Origin of the sequence: Granulosicoccus antarcticus IMCC3135, from assembly GCF_002215215.1 — a bacterium.
In the GTDB taxonomy this organism is placed as follows: Bacteria; Pseudomonadota; Gammaproteobacteria; order Granulosicoccales; family Granulosicoccaceae; genus Granulosicoccus; species Granulosicoccus antarcticus.
The window spans coordinates 3,605,775-3,620,148 of sequence record NZ_CP018632.1; the positions used below are offsets into that span (position 1 = coordinate 3,605,775).

Genomic DNA, 14,374 nt, shown 5'->3' on the forward strand with positions numbered 1-14,374 from the left:
GAGTAGCTGCGTGAAAATTGAAGATTTTCGTCGTCGTGCCAGACGCCGCTTGCCCCGAATGGTATTCGATTATCTGGAAGGTGGTGCGGCAGGCGAGCGAGGTCTTTCGCGCAACCGTGAAGCGTTCTCCAAGCATCTATTCGAAGCACGGCGTCTGACTGACGTGAGCCATCGTGATGCCTCAGCGAGTCTGTTTGGCAAGCGTTATCCGTTACCGCTCGCCATCGCACCCACCGGCATCAATGGGGTGCTTCGTCCCGGGGGTGATCTCATGCTGGCACGGGCAGCCGCCCGTCATGGCATCCCGTTTTGCTTATCCACGGCCTCCACCTCGACCATCGAGGAGGTGGCTACAGCATCGGATGGCGAAAAGTGGTTTCAGCTATACGTACTGCACCGAGAGCAGGGGATGCTCTTTGTGAAACGAGCGCTCGATGCCGGTTACACCACACTGATTCTTACCGTGGATGTGGCCGTCAACGGTAAGCGTGAGCGCGATATGCGATCAGGATTCAAAGTGCCGTTCAGGCTTTCACCGCGTATCGCTCTTGATGCGGCATTACATCCGCTCTGGTCTGCTTCACAAATACGTCACGGTCTACCAGAGCTTGCAAACTTTGCTACAGCACAAGCGACAGATGCATCGTCTCAGGCCGCACTGATGAATCGCCAGATGGATGCAAGTTTTGACTGGGCCGCCTTTGCACAATTGCGAAATGCCTGGCCGCACAAACTCATTCTCAAGGGATTGAATTCCCTGGCAGAGGTGGGGCTGGCGGAGAGGGCCGGTGCCGATGCGGTCATACTTTCCAACCACGGTGGTCGTCAGCTCGAGGATGTCGCAGCGCCTATTGACACACTGCGGGCAGTCGCCGGTAAGTGCAAAATGCCACTATTGCTCGACAGTGGCATTCGCTCAGGGGCTGATGTAGTCAAGGGGATGGCTGCCGGTGCGCAACTGTGCCTGCTGGGTCGTGCAACTCTTTATGGCCTGGCAGCCGATGGAGAAGCAGGCGTTTGCGACGTTATCAAAATGATCGCCTCCGAAATTGATACAACGCTTGCTCTGACCGGTTATCCACGGGTGAGCGAGATTGGCCCCGAGGCGCTGCTTGCTGCGCATTAAAAACCGTTCGCGCTTGGAATTTCAAACATCGATAGTCAGTGTGGACGAGCGCAGTTTGAAGCCAACACAGTCTCTATAGATAGTGGTTTTTGATTTCAACAATGGAGTTTTATGGATCGTCCTGAAATGCTCGGCGACAGAGACGCGTTAGATGCACACCATCACAAGTTGAAGATGCGAGTATTGCGCCGCTATCGGATATCGTACGCCGCCTTCATGCAACTCCCAGAAAGTGCCAAATGACGTACTAATGTGTTCTATTTCCCCACAGCTCATCTGCAAAGTGCTGTGCGCGAGCAAAGCAATCAGGATATTGCCGCCAGTATCATCGGTCACGTTCAACCGTGGGTTCGAGTCCGTCGAAGAGCTCAAGGGGCGCTGTCTGGCCGAGACCGGTTTTGAACCACCGATTGCGCCGGTATTCAAGCAGAACTACGCCAAGGCGAGTGAGGTCTGAGCCATGACAGAGGAGTTTGATGACAATTATTCACGTGCACGATTTCATAGTGCGCTGGATAACGCCATCAGGCTGGCACCGGCGGCGCGAGCAGCCGGTATACCCGTCATCTTTACTGAAGTGAAATACGGCAGAACGGGTGATCACCTTGAAAAACGCCGGGATACACCAGCATTGTTGTTGTCGCACTCGGCTACCGAGACGCGGAAAAAGACTTCAACGCCACTCTACCCAAATCACGTTTGCCCTATTCGGACGTTCTGACGGAAGTCTGAGTGAAGTTGTTCACTATTGATAACAAGGAAGCGACATGACCAGCTTTTCAAATGACAAGACGATGTTTACAGCGGCAGTAGTCCGCGACACTGGCGGGCCGTTCAAACTCGAACAAGTCTCTAAAAACGAGCCTCAAGGCGATGAGGTGCTGGTAGGCTCAGCTGAGTGAGGTAGTCTCTTTGTTGTCGCCCAGTTTTAGGGAAATTCGTTGCGACGTTTCCAGCAACTTGGGAATCCAGCTGATTAGTGTGTCGCGTGAAACACGAAATACCGGCGCTGAAATACTGATTGCCGCAATAACGTGACCGTTCATGCCGAATACTGGTGCCGCGATGCAGTGGATTTCCATCTGGTGTTCGCAATCATCCATCGCAAACCCTTGCTGTCTGATCTTGTCGAGCTCGGCTGAAAATCTGTCTGTTTCACAAATCGTATTCTCAGTAAAGCGATCAAGCGACATCCGTGGTATCAGGGCCTCAGTGATTTCTGACTCAGTAAAGGCGAGGATTGCCTTACCCAGCCCGGTGCAATGCAGTGGACCTCGGTTCCCTAGTTGAGAGATCATCTGAATTGTTTGTTGCGAATCGACTCGATCAACATAGAGAAGCTTTGTATCGTCGCGCTGCCCGACCAGAACATTCTCCTTCACGAAAGCTCCAAGTGTCTCGATCTCCGGCCTGACTGCATCACGGATCTTCAGACCGTGAACGGCCTTTAAGGATAAGGCGGACAGCCGCAGTCCAAGCCGGTAGCCGTTTTCTTCCGCATTGAATTCCAGCAAGCATTCATCTGTTAACGAGGTCAAAACCCGATGCAGAGTGCTTTTAGGAAACTTGAGTTCTCGCATCAGGGAAGTAAACGAGCATGCTTTGCGATGGCGTGCAACTTCTTCCAGTACAAGAATAGAACGGGTCAATGGTGAAACTGTACCTTCGCCGCGCTTTGGCATTTTTCCTTCCTTATTTCTTGACAGACAGATTGACAGGTTTTATGGTCTTGGTGGCGTACCCTTATGAGGAACTAGAGTTCCTTCATAAGGAACTCGCATGTTATCACCTCGTGGCTTTGGATGGCGCGCGGCAATCAAATCCATTGGGAGGATTCATGGGAAACCAATTCAAAGCAACGTTGGCGTTATGGGTGCTGCCGGCATGAACCGTTCTGTAGCAACGGATACGTCCGTGAAAATAAGCAAGATCGATGTCTGGTCTTTCCGTGAACCGATCGAGCGGGTGGTTGCCACCTCCTTTGGAAGGATGACGGACCGTCGGTGTGTTCTGGTGCGGATTGAAGATCGCGATGGTTGTTTTGGTTTTGGTGAAATCTTTGCCAACTGGCCCGTCGCCGCTCCGGAGAATCGAGCTCGATTGCTTGCAGAGGATCTAGCGTGGTTGTTGCTGGGGCGGGAGATTTCGTCCCCAACTGAGATGTTCGACTATCTTGTTTTGACGACTCGGCTGGTGGCGCTTCAAGCGGGGGAGTTCGGGCCGTTTCAACAAGCCATTGCGGGGCTGGATATCGCCATCAATGACCTGTTTGCGCGCAAGGCCGATATGTCATTGGCACGGTATCTCGCCGCCGATACGGCCCCAGCGGTGCCTGTCTACGCCAGCGGGATTCACATCGACAGTGCGGATGAGATGATCGCCGCTGCCCGGCAAGTCGGATTCACTCGCTTTAAGGTCAAGGTCGGTTTCGACACTGACGCGGAACCCGCAAAGCTGACGCGACTGGTCGAAACGCTGCGCAAGGGTGAAACCTTGATGGTAGATGCAAACCAGGCGTGGAATTTTGATCAGGCTCGAAATTTTGCTCATGCGACCCAATCGCTCGGGCTTGGTTGGATCGAAGAGCCAATGCCCGTTGACGCGAATCCGGCCCAATGGCGTGATCTGGCGACGGTAACTGATACGCCCCTTGCGGGGGGTGAAAACCTTGCGGGTTTCGCAGCGTTTGAACAGGCAATCGACGAGCGTGTTCTGTCTATTATCCAACCGGATGTAGCCAAATGGGGCGGCGTCTCCGGGTGTTTGGCAGTAGGGTTCGCGGCAAAAGCGCAGGGTAAAACATATTGTCCTCATTTTCTCGGCGGTGGTGTTGGTCTGATGGCTTCTGCCCATGTTCTGGCGGCTTGCGCTGGGGGATGGCTTGAGACAGATGTAAATGACAGCGTCCTACGAAGCGCTTTTGATGGCCTTGATGGGTCTCAAATCACGAATGGCACCCGCCAAATAGACACATCGCCCGGGATGGGAATCACCTTCCTTCCTGCTGCGATTACTCCCTTTTTGACATCGCATTATGAGGTTTCACAATGACACATGTTTTTCCGACAAATCCTTTCAGAACCGCCTTGGCTAAGCAGGGGCGTCCCTTGGTCGGGATCTGGTCAGTTCTCAATTCATCTAATGTTGTCGAAGGTCTGGCACATTCAGGATTCGACTGGATGTTGATCGATAACGAACACGCGCCCACGGACCTTGGAGATACTCTGTCTCACTTGCGGGCCATCGCTGGATCGGACACGGCTCCCATTGTGCGTTTGCCATGGAATGATCCGGTCATGATAAAAAAGTACCTTGATATCGGAGCCCAGACCTTGATGCTGCCGTTTGTTCAGTCGGTTGAGGAGGCCAAGGCCGCAGTTGCCGCCACACGATATGCACCGCAAGGCCATCGTGGTATAGCCATGATGCATCGTGCCAGCAGGTATGGCCGCATCCGCGATTACATTGATCGGGCAAACGATGAACGTTTCCTGATAGTACAGATTGAAACCCCCACAGCCTTGGATGTTGCTGAAGATATTGCTGCAGTCGAGGGCGTTGATGCGGTGTTTTTTGGGCCGGGTGACCTATCGACGTTGATGGGACATCGCGGCAACCCGACACACCAGGATGTTCTGGAGGCCATGGAGGCGAAGTGCCGCCTTCTGCACAAGGCTGGAAAAACCGTTGGTATTCTTGCTCCTAACGCCGAGGCGGCAGAACGGTTTATCCAGTTCGGATTTGATTTTGTGTCGGTCGCGACAGACGGTGCGATTATTTTTAACGCAGCTGACGGGATCGCAGCACGTTTCGTCTCTCTGTCCGAGGCGAATACAGCCAAGGAGGCGTAACTAAACATCATTTCCGATCGACAGTGGTTTGAAATCATTTCTGTTTTGATTCTCGACCATTTCGTCGATTTGAATGTTTGGTACGCAGCCCCATCCCCGCTGAATACAACTGACAAAAAGAGCAGATGATAGATACAATTAATTCAATCGAATGCCAGTTCATTGATGGCAAGTTTCAGGATGGGAGCGGCGAGCAAAAAATCGATGTGATCGATCCGGCCACGGGGCTGGCTTTTGCCTCCTTCAACGAGGCGGGAGCAGAAGATCTCGATCACGCACTCACTTCGTCGTTCGATGCTTTCAAGGCCTGGCGGATTGTATCTGCGCGAAAAAGACAAGATATTTTATTGCGGGCGGGCGATTTGATTCTGGAGCGCGCGGAAGAGATTGCTGTCGATCTAACTCGTGAATCCGGCAAGCCTCTGGCGGAGTCAAGAGTCGAAGTTGCAACATCGGTTGAGATACTTAGGTTTTATGCCGAAGAAGCCAAGCGAATCTATGGGCGCACAGTCCCATCGGCGACTCCGGGTCTGGCGCAACGTGTGGTTCAGGAACCTGTTGGGCCAGTCATAGCCTTTGTTGCATGGAATTTTCCAGCTGTGAACTTCATGCGGAAAGTCGCAGCAGCGATTGCTGCCGGATGTTCGATTATCATCAAGCCTTCAGAGGAAACGCCGGTAACCGGAGCCAGAATCGCAGGAGCGTTTCGCGATGCCGGGTTGCCCGACGGCGTGTTGAATGTCGTTTATGGTTCGCCGGACGTAATTTCTCGGCATCTTTGTGCTTCATCCATACCACGTAAGCTGACATTTACTGGCAGCGTTGCGGTGGGTAGGCAACTCATCAAGCTTGCTTCAGAAAATCTCTTGCGCACAACGATGGAACTAGGCGGTCATGCGCCGTTCATCGTTTTCAAGGATGCCGATATAGATCTTGCAGCGAAACTGCTGATTGCCGGGAAGTTTCGCAATGGCGGACAAGTTTGCGTCGCACCGTCGCGGTTCCTTGTCCATAGCAGTATCCACAATACATTCGTTGGAAAAGTGATTGAACAAGCCGGCTCCGTTCGTGTGGGCCCCGGTTCGGATGAAACCACGACAATGGGGCCGCTAGCGAATGCTCGCAGAGTGGAGCAATGCACTCTTCTGGTGGACGATGCCCTTTCTAAAGGTGCAAAGGTCGCCTGGGCTGGAACGATTCCCGAGAGCGATGGATATTACTTTGCACCGACGATCCTGGAGGATGTTCCCGAGAATGCCCAAATCCTGATAGATGAGCCGTTTGGTCCTATTGCTCCGATTGTGTCATTTACCACCGCCGATGAAGCCTTTGAGATTGCGAACCGTTTGCCGTATGGCTTGGCTGCTTATGCCTTTACATCTGATCAGAAATTGATCCGCCGGATCGGAGAAGAAATGCAGGCGGGTATGACGGCAATCAATACACTTCAGGTTGCTGCGCCGGAAATGCCGTTTGTTGGATTAGGTTGGAGTGGCTGGGGATCCGACGGTGGCCCAGAGGGGTTGGCGGCGTTCTTGACGACACGTATTGTCAACGAAGCAATCGTTTGATACAGCCATTGTCCCTGCTACTGTTTTCAGACCGCTTCGGCTTATCGGGCACTGGCAGCCAGCAATACGCCGGCGCCGATAAACAAGCCGCCGGTTGCCTTGTTGAACCATTGCAGACGACCCGGTTGCTGCCACCACTGTGATGTGCGATGTCCGAAACTGGCGTACAGCATAAGCAAGCTCATCTCGATAACTACAAAGGTTATTACGAACAGGCAGTACTGCGTGAACATATGACCATTGGTATCGATGAACTGAGGAAAGAGCGCTGTAAAGAAGACGATGGATTTGGGATTACTGGCACCCACCAGAAAGCCACTGAGCCAGTGACTCCAGCGTGATGGCGAATCAGTGGAAGGCGCAGCGGTGTCTGTACGACCGTCAGAATCAATCGTTTTAGTCATCAGCGCACGTAATCCCAGATAGATCAGATACGCCGCACCACACCACTTGACGGTACTGAATGCCAGTTCGGAGCTGGCCAGGATTAGCCCAAGGCCACTGAACGACAGGGTGATTATGCAGACGATCGCGCAGGTGCTACCAATGACAGCATAAAGAGCTGCTTCCATGCCTATGGTTATCGCCTTGCTAATGCCCAGTAGCACGCTGGGTCCTGGTGATGCTGTCAGTACCAACATGGCGAGCGCAAACATCAGCCAAGTCATTGGGTCCATATGTGTAATTCTCAAAGATTGGTCAAAAGCAGGGCGCGCAGATCCTTTCAAAGGTCAGCCAGCAAACGGTTACGCGATCAGGCGCGATTCTGTCGTATTGATCTATATGAATGCAAGCTTTACATCGGAGAATTTTCGTTGCATGCCGGGATCGGGATGGCGTCGGAAACAGTGGAAAATTACCAATCTCTGGGTTGATTTTTGATCGCTTAAAAGAGTAATAATCACGCCAGTGAACAAGACGGCCAGGCTGATCTCTTCACGCATGCCGTTATGCCTTAACGGTTCCAGTGGGCCAGTGTTCCAGAGACATCGTAATCATGATCATGTACAAAATGGCGGACAGAGGCGGGAGTGACTACCCCGTCACAACAAGCAAGGTGAGTCTCGTTGCCGCTGCAGTAGCCATCCTGCTGGCTGCACCACTGGCGCAAGCGCAACCGGTGGTTACAGGGTCTGAAATATCCTGGCCGGACGATGGCTGGTATCAAGTTCAGAGCGCCGATGGGCTGACCAATATCTGTGAGGGCACTCGATCCTGCCAGGTTGAGCCAGGTTCCTACATCGTGATCAATCACACGACGGGTCAGCGCTTCACCCATGTTCTGGTTCCCGAGGCGCCGATGGCGGAAGTCGTTTCGGTTGAAGGCAATACGATTTCATGGCCTGACGATGGTTGGTACCAGGTACAGTCGGCAAGCACCTATGAGTCAATTTGCCAAGGCGGACTTTCGTGTACGGTGGATGACGGAGTCTATATTGTGATCAACCACACTACTGGCGAACGCTTTACCGACATTGTCGTTAACGGTGGAACTGAGATTGATGAGCCGCCGGTTTTATCTACCGTTGACCTGCTTGATATATCGCAAGATTTGATTGTCACGGCTGCCGGTTTCCAGCTCGACGAGCTTGCGGTGGTAGTAGACGATTTTGCGTTCATCATCGGACAACAAACAACGATCCAGTGGCCAGACAGTAGTTGGTACCAGGTGCAGAATGCCGACACCTACGCATCAGTGTGTAATGGTGGGGCAGAATGCAATATTTTGCCCGGTAGCTATACGGTCATCAATCACTCAACCGGCGAACGTAGCCCGCTGCTCGTGCCTTATGTCAGCCCGGATGACCAAACTGAGGCGACCCAGCTGGAGAATACCTCTGCGACTTTCCCGCTGCCCCAGGATCCTGACAACATCAGCACGGAGTTGACAATAAAGCGAACGTACTACAGCTGTGAAAACGGTGGCAGTTTCGTACTGGAAAAAGGTAACGGGAATGAAGCTACCTTTACTGACTCATTCGGAAGTGTTATCGGTGGAATATCCGATAAAAATGGCTATGTATTTGACCAATGTCGAATGAGCTTGCAGAACGGTCTGCTACCGGACGGAACCTATGAACTGAATGGCAATCTGCAAACCAATATCATCTACAGCTACGGTGACTCACAAAGCACAAACGTTTTTGATGAGTTTTCGATTATCGGAGATAACGGCGTAGAGTACCGAGCTAATGGACAGACAAAGGATACTGACGGCTACGACTTCAATTATCTGCGCAGCGCCACAATTGCCGACTTTCGGGAAAAGTTGCCTGGTGTTCCGACAGAGGAGACGATTTCCGATGTCACATTCAACTATGAGACCTTGAATAACACCACGGTTCTTGCCGCTCCCTGGAAGACACTTGAGGTCAATGGCATCGTTCGCAATGCGCAAACCGGCGATCAGAAAGTGACTATCACGACAGCGCCCGTATTGAGCTGGGGCTCTGAACCCTTCATGCCCTTCAACGGTTCAATAGCGATGTTGGCAGAAGATGGTAGTTCTCTGTATCAGAATGCCAACCCTTTTGTCGATCCTGAAGATTTCTGGGCGCTCTTTGCTGACTTTAACTACACAGCGGCAAATGGAGATCAGGCGCAACTGCAACAGGAAAGTTATTCCTTTCCATTCGGATACGGCGAGCTCAGTTGTTTTTATTACCGATCTGATCTGACAGGAAGGCTCGATTGCCCTGATAATTATCTGCAATAGCCGAGGCGCTATTCTCCCTGAATCGAAGTTGCGATTCAGGGGGAATCCGTCACAGACTCGCAGTGGCGTTTACAGATGAGGCTGTCTTGACCGGTGATAACCCTGAGAACCTGACGCTGGATCTGGCCTGCGAAAAAGTATTCGCAGCCAGTCAGAGAAAAGTTCTGACCCGGGGGGCATATGCCGAGTTGGAAGAGGAAGTTGCTGAAGGTCACAGGGACTTCTGGTGAGATACGCGGAGCGTTGCAGCTCAGCCAGGTGCAGATCTGTCAACTACTCTTCTTTTTTGCTTCCGCCTGCGCCTGCTCCTGAAGGCGGTTGAATCATCTTCATGTCGATGTCACGAAATTTCTGCACGTTCGGCAGCGCTACGTTGATGCGGTCCACTTCTTGTACATCGAATTGCATCTTGTCAAAGCGAATGTCCTCGAGGTGTCCACCGATGGTGTTGTCCTCGTTTTGAAAATGAAAATGCAAGCCCGGGATGCTGATGGTGCCAAGATAGGCGGGTGTGTAGATGCCGACGATGGTACCAACGGTATGCTCCAGGTTGTACATCTGTCGACTTCCCAGGTATTCGAAGAAGTCCACATTCTCATCTTCGACTCCGTGGGCGGAGGCCAGACGCGTAAACGAGAATTCGCCCTTCGCCTTGAATACGTGCAGAGTGTTGGCTGATGAGATATTGTCCAAAACCGCTTGTTCGAGCGCTTTGAAAGAGCTGATGTCCGTGATCGTGACAGTTCGGGTCGGTTCGAAGTTGATCATGGACATGTAAGGAGCTTGCAGATCATCTGGGGCAACTGTGGCGGTACCATCGGCGGCAATCGAGTACACGATTCCGTCAACGGCTGTCAGCTCGCCATTCAAGTGGTTGCTGACGCCAACACCCAGAGTGCCTAGTGATTTCATCTCGGCAGCCGTTATCTGGCCTTCATAGATGGTGTTCATCAGTGTCAGTGGCAGCCCGTACTGTTCGATGGCTTTCCTGTCGCCAGTGCTGGCAGTGATCTCTGCATGGTCGTCTGACTCATGTGCGGTGGCGTTTGCGCTAGAGAGTAGTGTGGCGATCGTACTAACGACTGCCAGTAGAGTGTGCCTGTGTTTGAGCATCATGTGAGTTCTCGGATTGAGGTGATCGATGTGGGCGTGACGTTTGTGATGAAGGCAGAACGTGCCTATCGAATCTCAGTGGCGAAATGCATGGCATCTTCCAGGCTTCCGGCCACGGCATCGTTCAGTAATGCACCTGTCTTTTGAGCGTAAGGTTGGGAGAAATGTATCTCCATCAGCGCCGCCTCGTTTTCCCAGCGCTCATAGACCATCAGGGTGTCGTCACTACCGTCGATGGTATACAGATCAAAGACGACGTTGCCCGGCTCCTGACGAGCCTGTTTGATGTGCTCGGCGAACTGTTCCAGCACTTGATCCCGGAAGCCTGCCCGCAGTTTGAAGATGAAGAACACTGCAAACTCGTCGCTGCCGCCATCGGTATTGGCAGGCAGGGTGCTGGCTGGTGCCGTCTCGCCGAGGTTGAACTGCTCGACCTGAGTGCCGGAGCTTGCCAGAAACTCGAACAGTTGCTGTGTGTGCGGCATGGCAGCATGGGTATCCTGGTCCAGCAGGCGCTCGTAGGCAAAGAATGTGTTCGAATCCGCACGAGTGACGAAGAGCCTGGCTTGTTCGAAACCGGGTTCCTGTAATGCACCGGCACTGGCTATGGCGAACGATGCCTTGAAGCCGCTGACCTGCTCGGATGGTACGGTGAATTTTATGACACGGTTGATCATGAGGGTATTCTCGAAGTGTTGGCAGTGGGTGACGTGAGTCTTGAACGGGTAGTGTCGCGGCGGGGCTTGTGCTGATTGTTGATCAAATGCCCGTTGTGATCTCATCTCCCATGGCACGTTGAGAGGCAGAGATGACCTGCGAGAAATACTATCGACATACCCAGTCAGGAGTAACCACGAACTACGGGATTCACTATCCCGAGAAACGAAAGAATCAAGCATCGACAGTGCGTATGGATGCGTAGGTGGAGCCGGTTATTTCGGTCTGCTAGCCTCGATATCAGAGAAATGAGCCCAAAGAACGCGAGGCTCCATGTGATCTTGATGCTGATTCCACTGATGAGCGGCAAGGGTCGCGAGGGGCACGGAACCCATGTCAACGACCACTCGGTCAATGATTCTCGGACTTCATAGGTACTGCGGTTTTTCCGGCGCAGTAATGACCTCAGCGGCGCTCGTAGTGCACGCAGTCGAAAGGCCAGGCTTCGATGAGCCAAGTCGACATGCTCTCCCATAGAATTTTGTCAAGTTGGGCCCGGGATGCGATAACCCATGACTTCACCCTGGCGTCGTAGCCTTCTTCCTGGGACGGGTAAACATAGACAGCACCGACAATCTCGTCGCCATCAAGTACCGAAAATGCTGGACATCCACGCTTCATGGTCGCGCTCGTTGTGTTGCGGCCCGAGTGTCTCTAACCGAAAGTGCTCAGTTCCAAGCTCAAGTGGAATATCAAAATCATCCGGCACGAAGGGCGTGGTCATAAAGGTATCCTGTCTCAGAAGAGTAAAATCGACATCACGTGTCACAGCAAAATAGTTTCAATTCTGCAAGCGTAAGCTCATCGTCATGTCCATACCCATTGTGCGGTGAACGCGATGCAGTTTAGCCCATACCGTACCATGCATTGAATTCGCAACGCAGGCCTCAATGACGCATGAATGAATTAGAGATTCGATGCCAGGACGATCGTCTTCTTGCATCAACATCGCCCTGAAGGAACTGAACGAGAGGAGAAGGACTGTGACAGCACAACTAAAAATCTGCGATGAAAATGCCGAGCACATAGGTAGGCCGATTTTCGACAAGATTATTCGCTCATTCCAGAATTCAGATCGTGAGGAGCTACTGCAGTACTTTCCCTACTTGCACGAATGGATGACAGTAGAGATTTTTGACGAGGCAGTAGAAGTCCAGAACCGCCTGGGGAAATTGCTTTCAAGCAAATATTCAAGCCATTCAATAGAAAACGATAACCACGTGCTGGTCTGGAAGGTCAACTACGAGAACGATGAAAACACAGTGCATTGGAAGTTGTTTCTCATCGATAACCAAAATGAAGTTCTGGTCAACGGTTTTGCGTTCGACCGATAACCACCCCTGATTGATCTTCAGTCCGTTGAGAAGTCGCCGGTCAATTCAATAGCACATCTACAGGCAATTATCGCAATGTGATAGGCGAACCTTCTATGCCTGTATCATCTGTGGCTGTTATAGGGCTTAAGATTCTTCACTCAGGGATGGCACGATGAGAGTTCCACTCAGTATTTTTCTTTTTGTTGCTTGCATGGGCACCGCCTATGCGGATGAGCTGCTCGGCGTTTCAACTATTGAGGTTGAGGGCGCTGGTTCTGGCCAAGCATTGTCATTATCGGTTTGGTATCCAGCAACAAGCGGAACTCCGGAAGAGATCGGCGGCAGCGCCGTATTCATGGGAGTGTCTGCAGTGCAAAATGCACCGATCGTCAGCGGAAAGCTCCCGCTTGTGCTCGTCTCACATGGTGGCCTGCGATCTGCTGACAACTCGGGGGCCTGGTTGGCTTCGGCATTGGCGCAGGCTGGCCGGATTGCCGTTGAGATCAATGGATTGCGCCCACATTCGGCAACGGAGGCGGTGGACGAGATCTGGCAACGTCCTGATGACATTAGCCGAGCACTGGATGCCATTCTGGAAAACGCTGATTACTCAGCGCGTGTGGACTTGCAGGACATCTCTGTCGTTGGGTATGCGCTGGGTGGTACGGCTGCGCTTGCACTGGCTGGCGGAGAGTTCGATGCGCCAAGCTTCATTCAATCTTGCGCTGACTCGCTCAAGAATCCCCCTGATTGCGCCTGGTACAACGCACAGAATGTATCGCTGGATACGGTTGATCAGGTTCAGCTAATTGCGCCTCGACGTGACACACGGGTAAAGCTTGCGGTAGCGATCAACCCTGAATACGCTGCTGCATTTTCGAATGGCGGTGACACCATTGAAGCGCAGTCGCTGCTTATCAATCTGGGAAGGGATGAGCAGAGCAGCAGTGCTATTCAGACGAAGAAAGTCACTCACTCAGTCGCCCAGGAAGCAAACCTGTTTGATGGATTCGGTCTGTGCACACCAGCTGGGCCGACCATTCTTGTTGATGATGGAGGCAATCCCGACCTATGCGGCTATTCAAGAGAAGAGAGGGTGCTTGCTCATCTGGAAGTCGTGGATAAGGTCGAGTCGTTTCTTCTGTCAGTGAACGATAAAGGAGAATAGGTCACAGAATCAAACAGAACAGCACCGAGTTCATCCCTCCAGTACGGGTGTATCAGTAAGCGTTCTTGTGAACCCAGCCTTTGAAGACTGTCATGACAAGAATCTTGATATCGAGAAACAGACTCCAGTTCTTTACATAGTGACGATCGTGTTCGATGCGCGACACCATGTCACTGACTCGGCGAGTTTCGCCGCGAAAACCATTGATCTGAGCCCATCCGGTGATACCCGGCTTGACGCAATAGCGAGAAGGCAGAGCAGGGATGACATATTTGAAGTCTTCGTCCAGCTTCAGAGGGTGGGGGCGAGGACCGACCATGGACATTGATCCCTGAATCACGTTGAACAGTTGTGGCAGCTCGTCAAGGCTGGTCTTGCGTAGGAAAGCGCCTACGCGGGTAATGCGTGGATCATCTTTCTGAGCCTGCTTGAACTCTTGTGAGCCGCTTTGATACATTGTGCGAAATTTGTAGACCATGATGATTTCACGATTACGACCACTGCGTGCCTGGCAGAAGAGTGCCGGTCCTGTGCTGTCGAGTTTCACGGCGATGGAGATCAAAGCCATGAGAGGGAACAGAATGAGCAGTGCGACAGAGCCGAAGACAAAATCCTCCAGCCGCTTCATTGCTGCATTGACTCCAGTGATGGGTTGCAATGTCGAAGTATCACTGTGAGCCAGAGTACCGAGATGTTGCTCTTCGACAGGCTGCTCAGCGATGTGTGATGCGTTAGCACTTTCAGCATTGATGATTGAAGTATTGATTTTGCTTTTAGTTGCGCTGGCGCTAGACAC

General features: G+C 52.2%; 17 protein-coding genes. 11 read left to right on the forward strand and 6 right to left on the reverse strand.

Annotated features, from left to right (window positions below; all coding sequences use genetic code 11):
• Window positions 1–10: 10 nt before the first annotated feature.
• The 4 genes from IMCC3135_RS15435 (at window position 11) to IMCC3135_RS35230 (ending at window position 2,028) form a co-directional block, all read left to right on the forward strand.
• On the forward strand, window positions 11–1,126 hold the full coding sequence (locus IMCC3135_RS15435; protein WP_205738062.1) for an alpha-hydroxy-acid oxidizing protein: 1,116 nt from the start codon (window positions 11–13) through the stop codon (window positions 1,124–1,126).
• Between the two features lie 313 nt (window positions 1,127–1,439).
• On the forward strand, window positions 1,440–1,583 hold the full coding sequence (locus tag IMCC3135_RS15440) for a hypothetical protein (RefSeq protein WP_157736007.1): 144 nt from the start codon (window positions 1,440–1,442) through the stop codon (window positions 1,581–1,583).
• Window positions 1,584–1,586: 3 nt separating this feature from the next.
• A complete protein-coding gene (locus IMCC3135_RS34090) occupies window positions 1,587–1,847 on the forward strand; it encodes a cysteine hydrolase family protein (RefSeq protein ID WP_157736008.1) in 261 nt (86 codons plus the stop codon).
• A gap of 46 nt (window positions 1,848–1,893) precedes the next feature.
• Window positions 1,894–2,028, forward strand: coding sequence for a hypothetical protein (locus IMCC3135_RS35230; protein WP_257790410.1), 135 nt, complete (start codon window positions 1,894–1,896; stop codon window positions 2,026–2,028).
• Here the strand turns inward: IMCC3135_RS35230 and IMCC3135_RS15450 are convergent.
• Window positions 2,017–2,808 carry an IclR family transcriptional regulator gene (locus IMCC3135_RS15450; RefSeq protein ID WP_088918445.1) on the reverse strand — a complete coding sequence of 264 codons (792 nt, stop codon included), beginning with the start codon at window positions 2,806–2,808 and terminating at the stop codon, window positions 2,017–2,019. The two genes, IMCC3135_RS35230 and IMCC3135_RS15450, sit on opposite strands and share 12 nt — an antisense overlap.
• Before the next feature lie 97 nt (window positions 2,809–2,905).
• Between IMCC3135_RS15450 and IMCC3135_RS15455 the strand changes: the two genes are divergently transcribed.
• From IMCC3135_RS15455 to IMCC3135_RS15465, 3 genes are all read left to right on the forward strand, one after another.
• Window positions 2,906–4,177: a mandelate racemase/muconate lactonizing enzyme family protein gene (locus IMCC3135_RS15455; RefSeq protein WP_088918446.1), complete on the forward strand. Its 1,272-nt coding sequence runs from the start codon at window positions 2,906–2,908 to the stop codon at window positions 4,175–4,177.
• Window positions 4,174–4,977, forward strand: a complete 804-nt coding sequence (locus tag IMCC3135_RS15460) for an HpcH/HpaI aldolase family protein (protein WP_088918447.1) — start codon at window positions 4,174–4,176, stop codon at window positions 4,975–4,977. The genes IMCC3135_RS15455 and IMCC3135_RS15460 overlap by 4 nt, the downstream gene beginning before the upstream one ends.
• A 125-nt stretch (window positions 4,978–5,102) precedes the next feature.
• The gene (locus IMCC3135_RS15465) at window positions 5,103–6,548 is read left to right on the forward strand and encodes an NAD-dependent succinate-semialdehyde dehydrogenase (RefSeq protein WP_088918448.1); all 1,446 of its coding nucleotides are present in this window, start codon (window positions 5,103–5,105) and stop codon (window positions 6,546–6,548) included.
• Between the two features lie 41 nt (window positions 6,549–6,589).
• On the opposite strand, the gene IMCC3135_RS15470 is transcribed toward IMCC3135_RS15465, so the two are convergent.
• Complete coding sequence (locus IMCC3135_RS15470) at window positions 6,590–7,216, reverse strand: LysE family translocator (protein ID WP_205738063.1); 627 nt, start codon at window positions 7,214–7,216, stop codon at window positions 6,590–6,592.
• A 329-nt stretch (window positions 7,217–7,545) separates the two neighbouring features.
• Here IMCC3135_RS15470 and IMCC3135_RS15475 point away from each other — a divergent pair, with 329 nt between their 5' ends.
• Window positions 7,546–9,264 (forward strand): hypothetical protein, encoded by a 1,719-nt coding sequence (locus IMCC3135_RS15475; protein ID WP_088918450.1) that lies wholly within the window; start codon window positions 7,546–7,548, stop codon window positions 9,262–9,264.
• Between the two features lie 62 nt (window positions 9,265–9,326).
• Window positions 9,327–9,494: a hypothetical protein gene (locus IMCC3135_RS15480; protein WP_205738064.1), complete on the forward strand. Its 168-nt coding sequence runs from the start codon at window positions 9,327–9,329 to the stop codon at window positions 9,492–9,494.
• 43 nt (window positions 9,495–9,537) lie between these two features.
• Here the strand turns inward: IMCC3135_RS15480 and IMCC3135_RS15485 are convergent, their stop codons facing one another.
• The 3 genes from IMCC3135_RS15485 to IMCC3135_RS15495 form a co-directional block, all read right to left on the reverse strand.
• Complete coding sequence (locus IMCC3135_RS15485) at window positions 9,538–10,380, reverse strand: acetolactate decarboxylase (RefSeq protein WP_088918451.1); 843 nt, start codon at window positions 10,378–10,380, stop codon at window positions 9,538–9,540.
• A gap of 62 nt (window positions 10,381–10,442) precedes the next feature.
• Window positions 10,443–11,054 (reverse strand): putative quinol monooxygenase, encoded by a 612-nt coding sequence (locus tag IMCC3135_RS15490; protein WP_157736009.1) that lies wholly within the window; start codon window positions 11,052–11,054, stop codon window positions 10,443–10,445.
• Window positions 11,055–11,499: 445 nt separating this feature from the next.
• Window positions 11,500–11,715, reverse strand: a complete 216-nt coding sequence (locus IMCC3135_RS15495; protein ID WP_205738065.1) for a hypothetical protein — start codon at window positions 11,713–11,715, stop codon at window positions 11,500–11,502.
• Between the two features lie 362 nt (window positions 11,716–12,077).
• On the opposite strand from IMCC3135_RS15495, the gene IMCC3135_RS15500 reads away from it, so the two are divergent.
• Window positions 12,078–12,428: a hypothetical protein gene (locus IMCC3135_RS15500; protein WP_157736010.1), complete on the forward strand. Its 351-nt coding sequence runs from the start codon at window positions 12,078–12,080 to the stop codon at window positions 12,426–12,428.
• Window positions 12,429–12,582: 154 nt separating this feature from the next.
• Window positions 12,583–13,578: an alpha/beta hydrolase family protein gene (locus IMCC3135_RS15505; RefSeq protein WP_157736011.1), complete on the forward strand. Its 996-nt coding sequence runs from the start codon at window positions 12,583–12,585 to the stop codon at window positions 13,576–13,578.
• Window positions 13,579–13,630: 52 nt separating this feature from the next.
• On the opposite strand, the gene IMCC3135_RS15510 is transcribed toward IMCC3135_RS15505, so the two are convergent.
• A complete protein-coding gene (locus IMCC3135_RS15510; RefSeq protein WP_088918455.1) occupies window positions 13,631–14,374 on the reverse strand; it encodes an exopolysaccharide biosynthesis polyprenyl glycosylphosphotransferase in 744 nt (247 codons plus the stop codon).

Excerpts from the sequence above, each read along its gene's own strand:
- IMCC3135_RS34090 (WP_157736008.1), top strand. The coding sequence starts at position 1,587 with ATGACAGAGGAGTTTGATGACAATTATTCACGTGCACGATTTCATAGT.
- IMCC3135_RS35230 (WP_257790410.1), top strand. The coding sequence starts at position 1,894 with ATGACCAGCTTTTCAAATGACAAGACGATGTTTACAGCGGCAGTAGTC.
- IMCC3135_RS15450 (WP_088918445.1), bottom strand. The coding sequence starts at position 2,808 with ATGCCAAAGCGCGGCGAAGGTACAGTTTCACCATTGACCCGTTCTATT.
- IMCC3135_RS15455 (WP_088918446.1), top strand. The coding sequence starts at position 2,906 with ATGTTATCACCTCGTGGCTTTGGATGGCGCGCGGCAATCAAATCCATT.
- IMCC3135_RS15460 (WP_088918447.1), top strand. The coding sequence starts at position 4,174 with ATGACACATGTTTTTCCGACAAATCCTTTCAGAACCGCCTTGGCTAAG.
- IMCC3135_RS15465 (WP_088918448.1), top strand. The coding sequence starts at position 5,103 with ATGATAGATACAATTAATTCAATCGAATGCCAGTTCATTGATGGCAAG.
- IMCC3135_RS15470 (WP_205738063.1), bottom strand. The coding sequence starts at position 7,216 with ATGACTTGGCTGATGTTTGCGCTCGCCATGTTGGTACTGACAGCATCA.
- IMCC3135_RS15475 (WP_088918450.1), top strand. The coding sequence starts at position 7,546 with ATGATCATGTACAAAATGGCGGACAGAGGCGGGAGTGACTACCCCGTC.
- IMCC3135_RS15485 (WP_088918451.1), bottom strand. The coding sequence starts at position 10,380 with ATGATGCTCAAACACAGGCACACTCTACTGGCAGTCGTTAGTACGATC.
- IMCC3135_RS15490 (WP_157736009.1), bottom strand. The coding sequence starts at position 11,054 with ATGATCAACCGTGTCATAAAATTCACCGTACCATCCGAGCAGGTCAGC.
- IMCC3135_RS15495 (WP_205738065.1), bottom strand. The coding sequence starts at position 11,715 with ATGAAGCGTGGATGTCCAGCATTTTCGGTACTTGATGGCGACGAGATT.
- IMCC3135_RS15505 (WP_157736011.1), top strand. The coding sequence starts at position 12,583 with ATGAGAGTTCCACTCAGTATTTTTCTTTTTGTTGCTTGCATGGGCACC.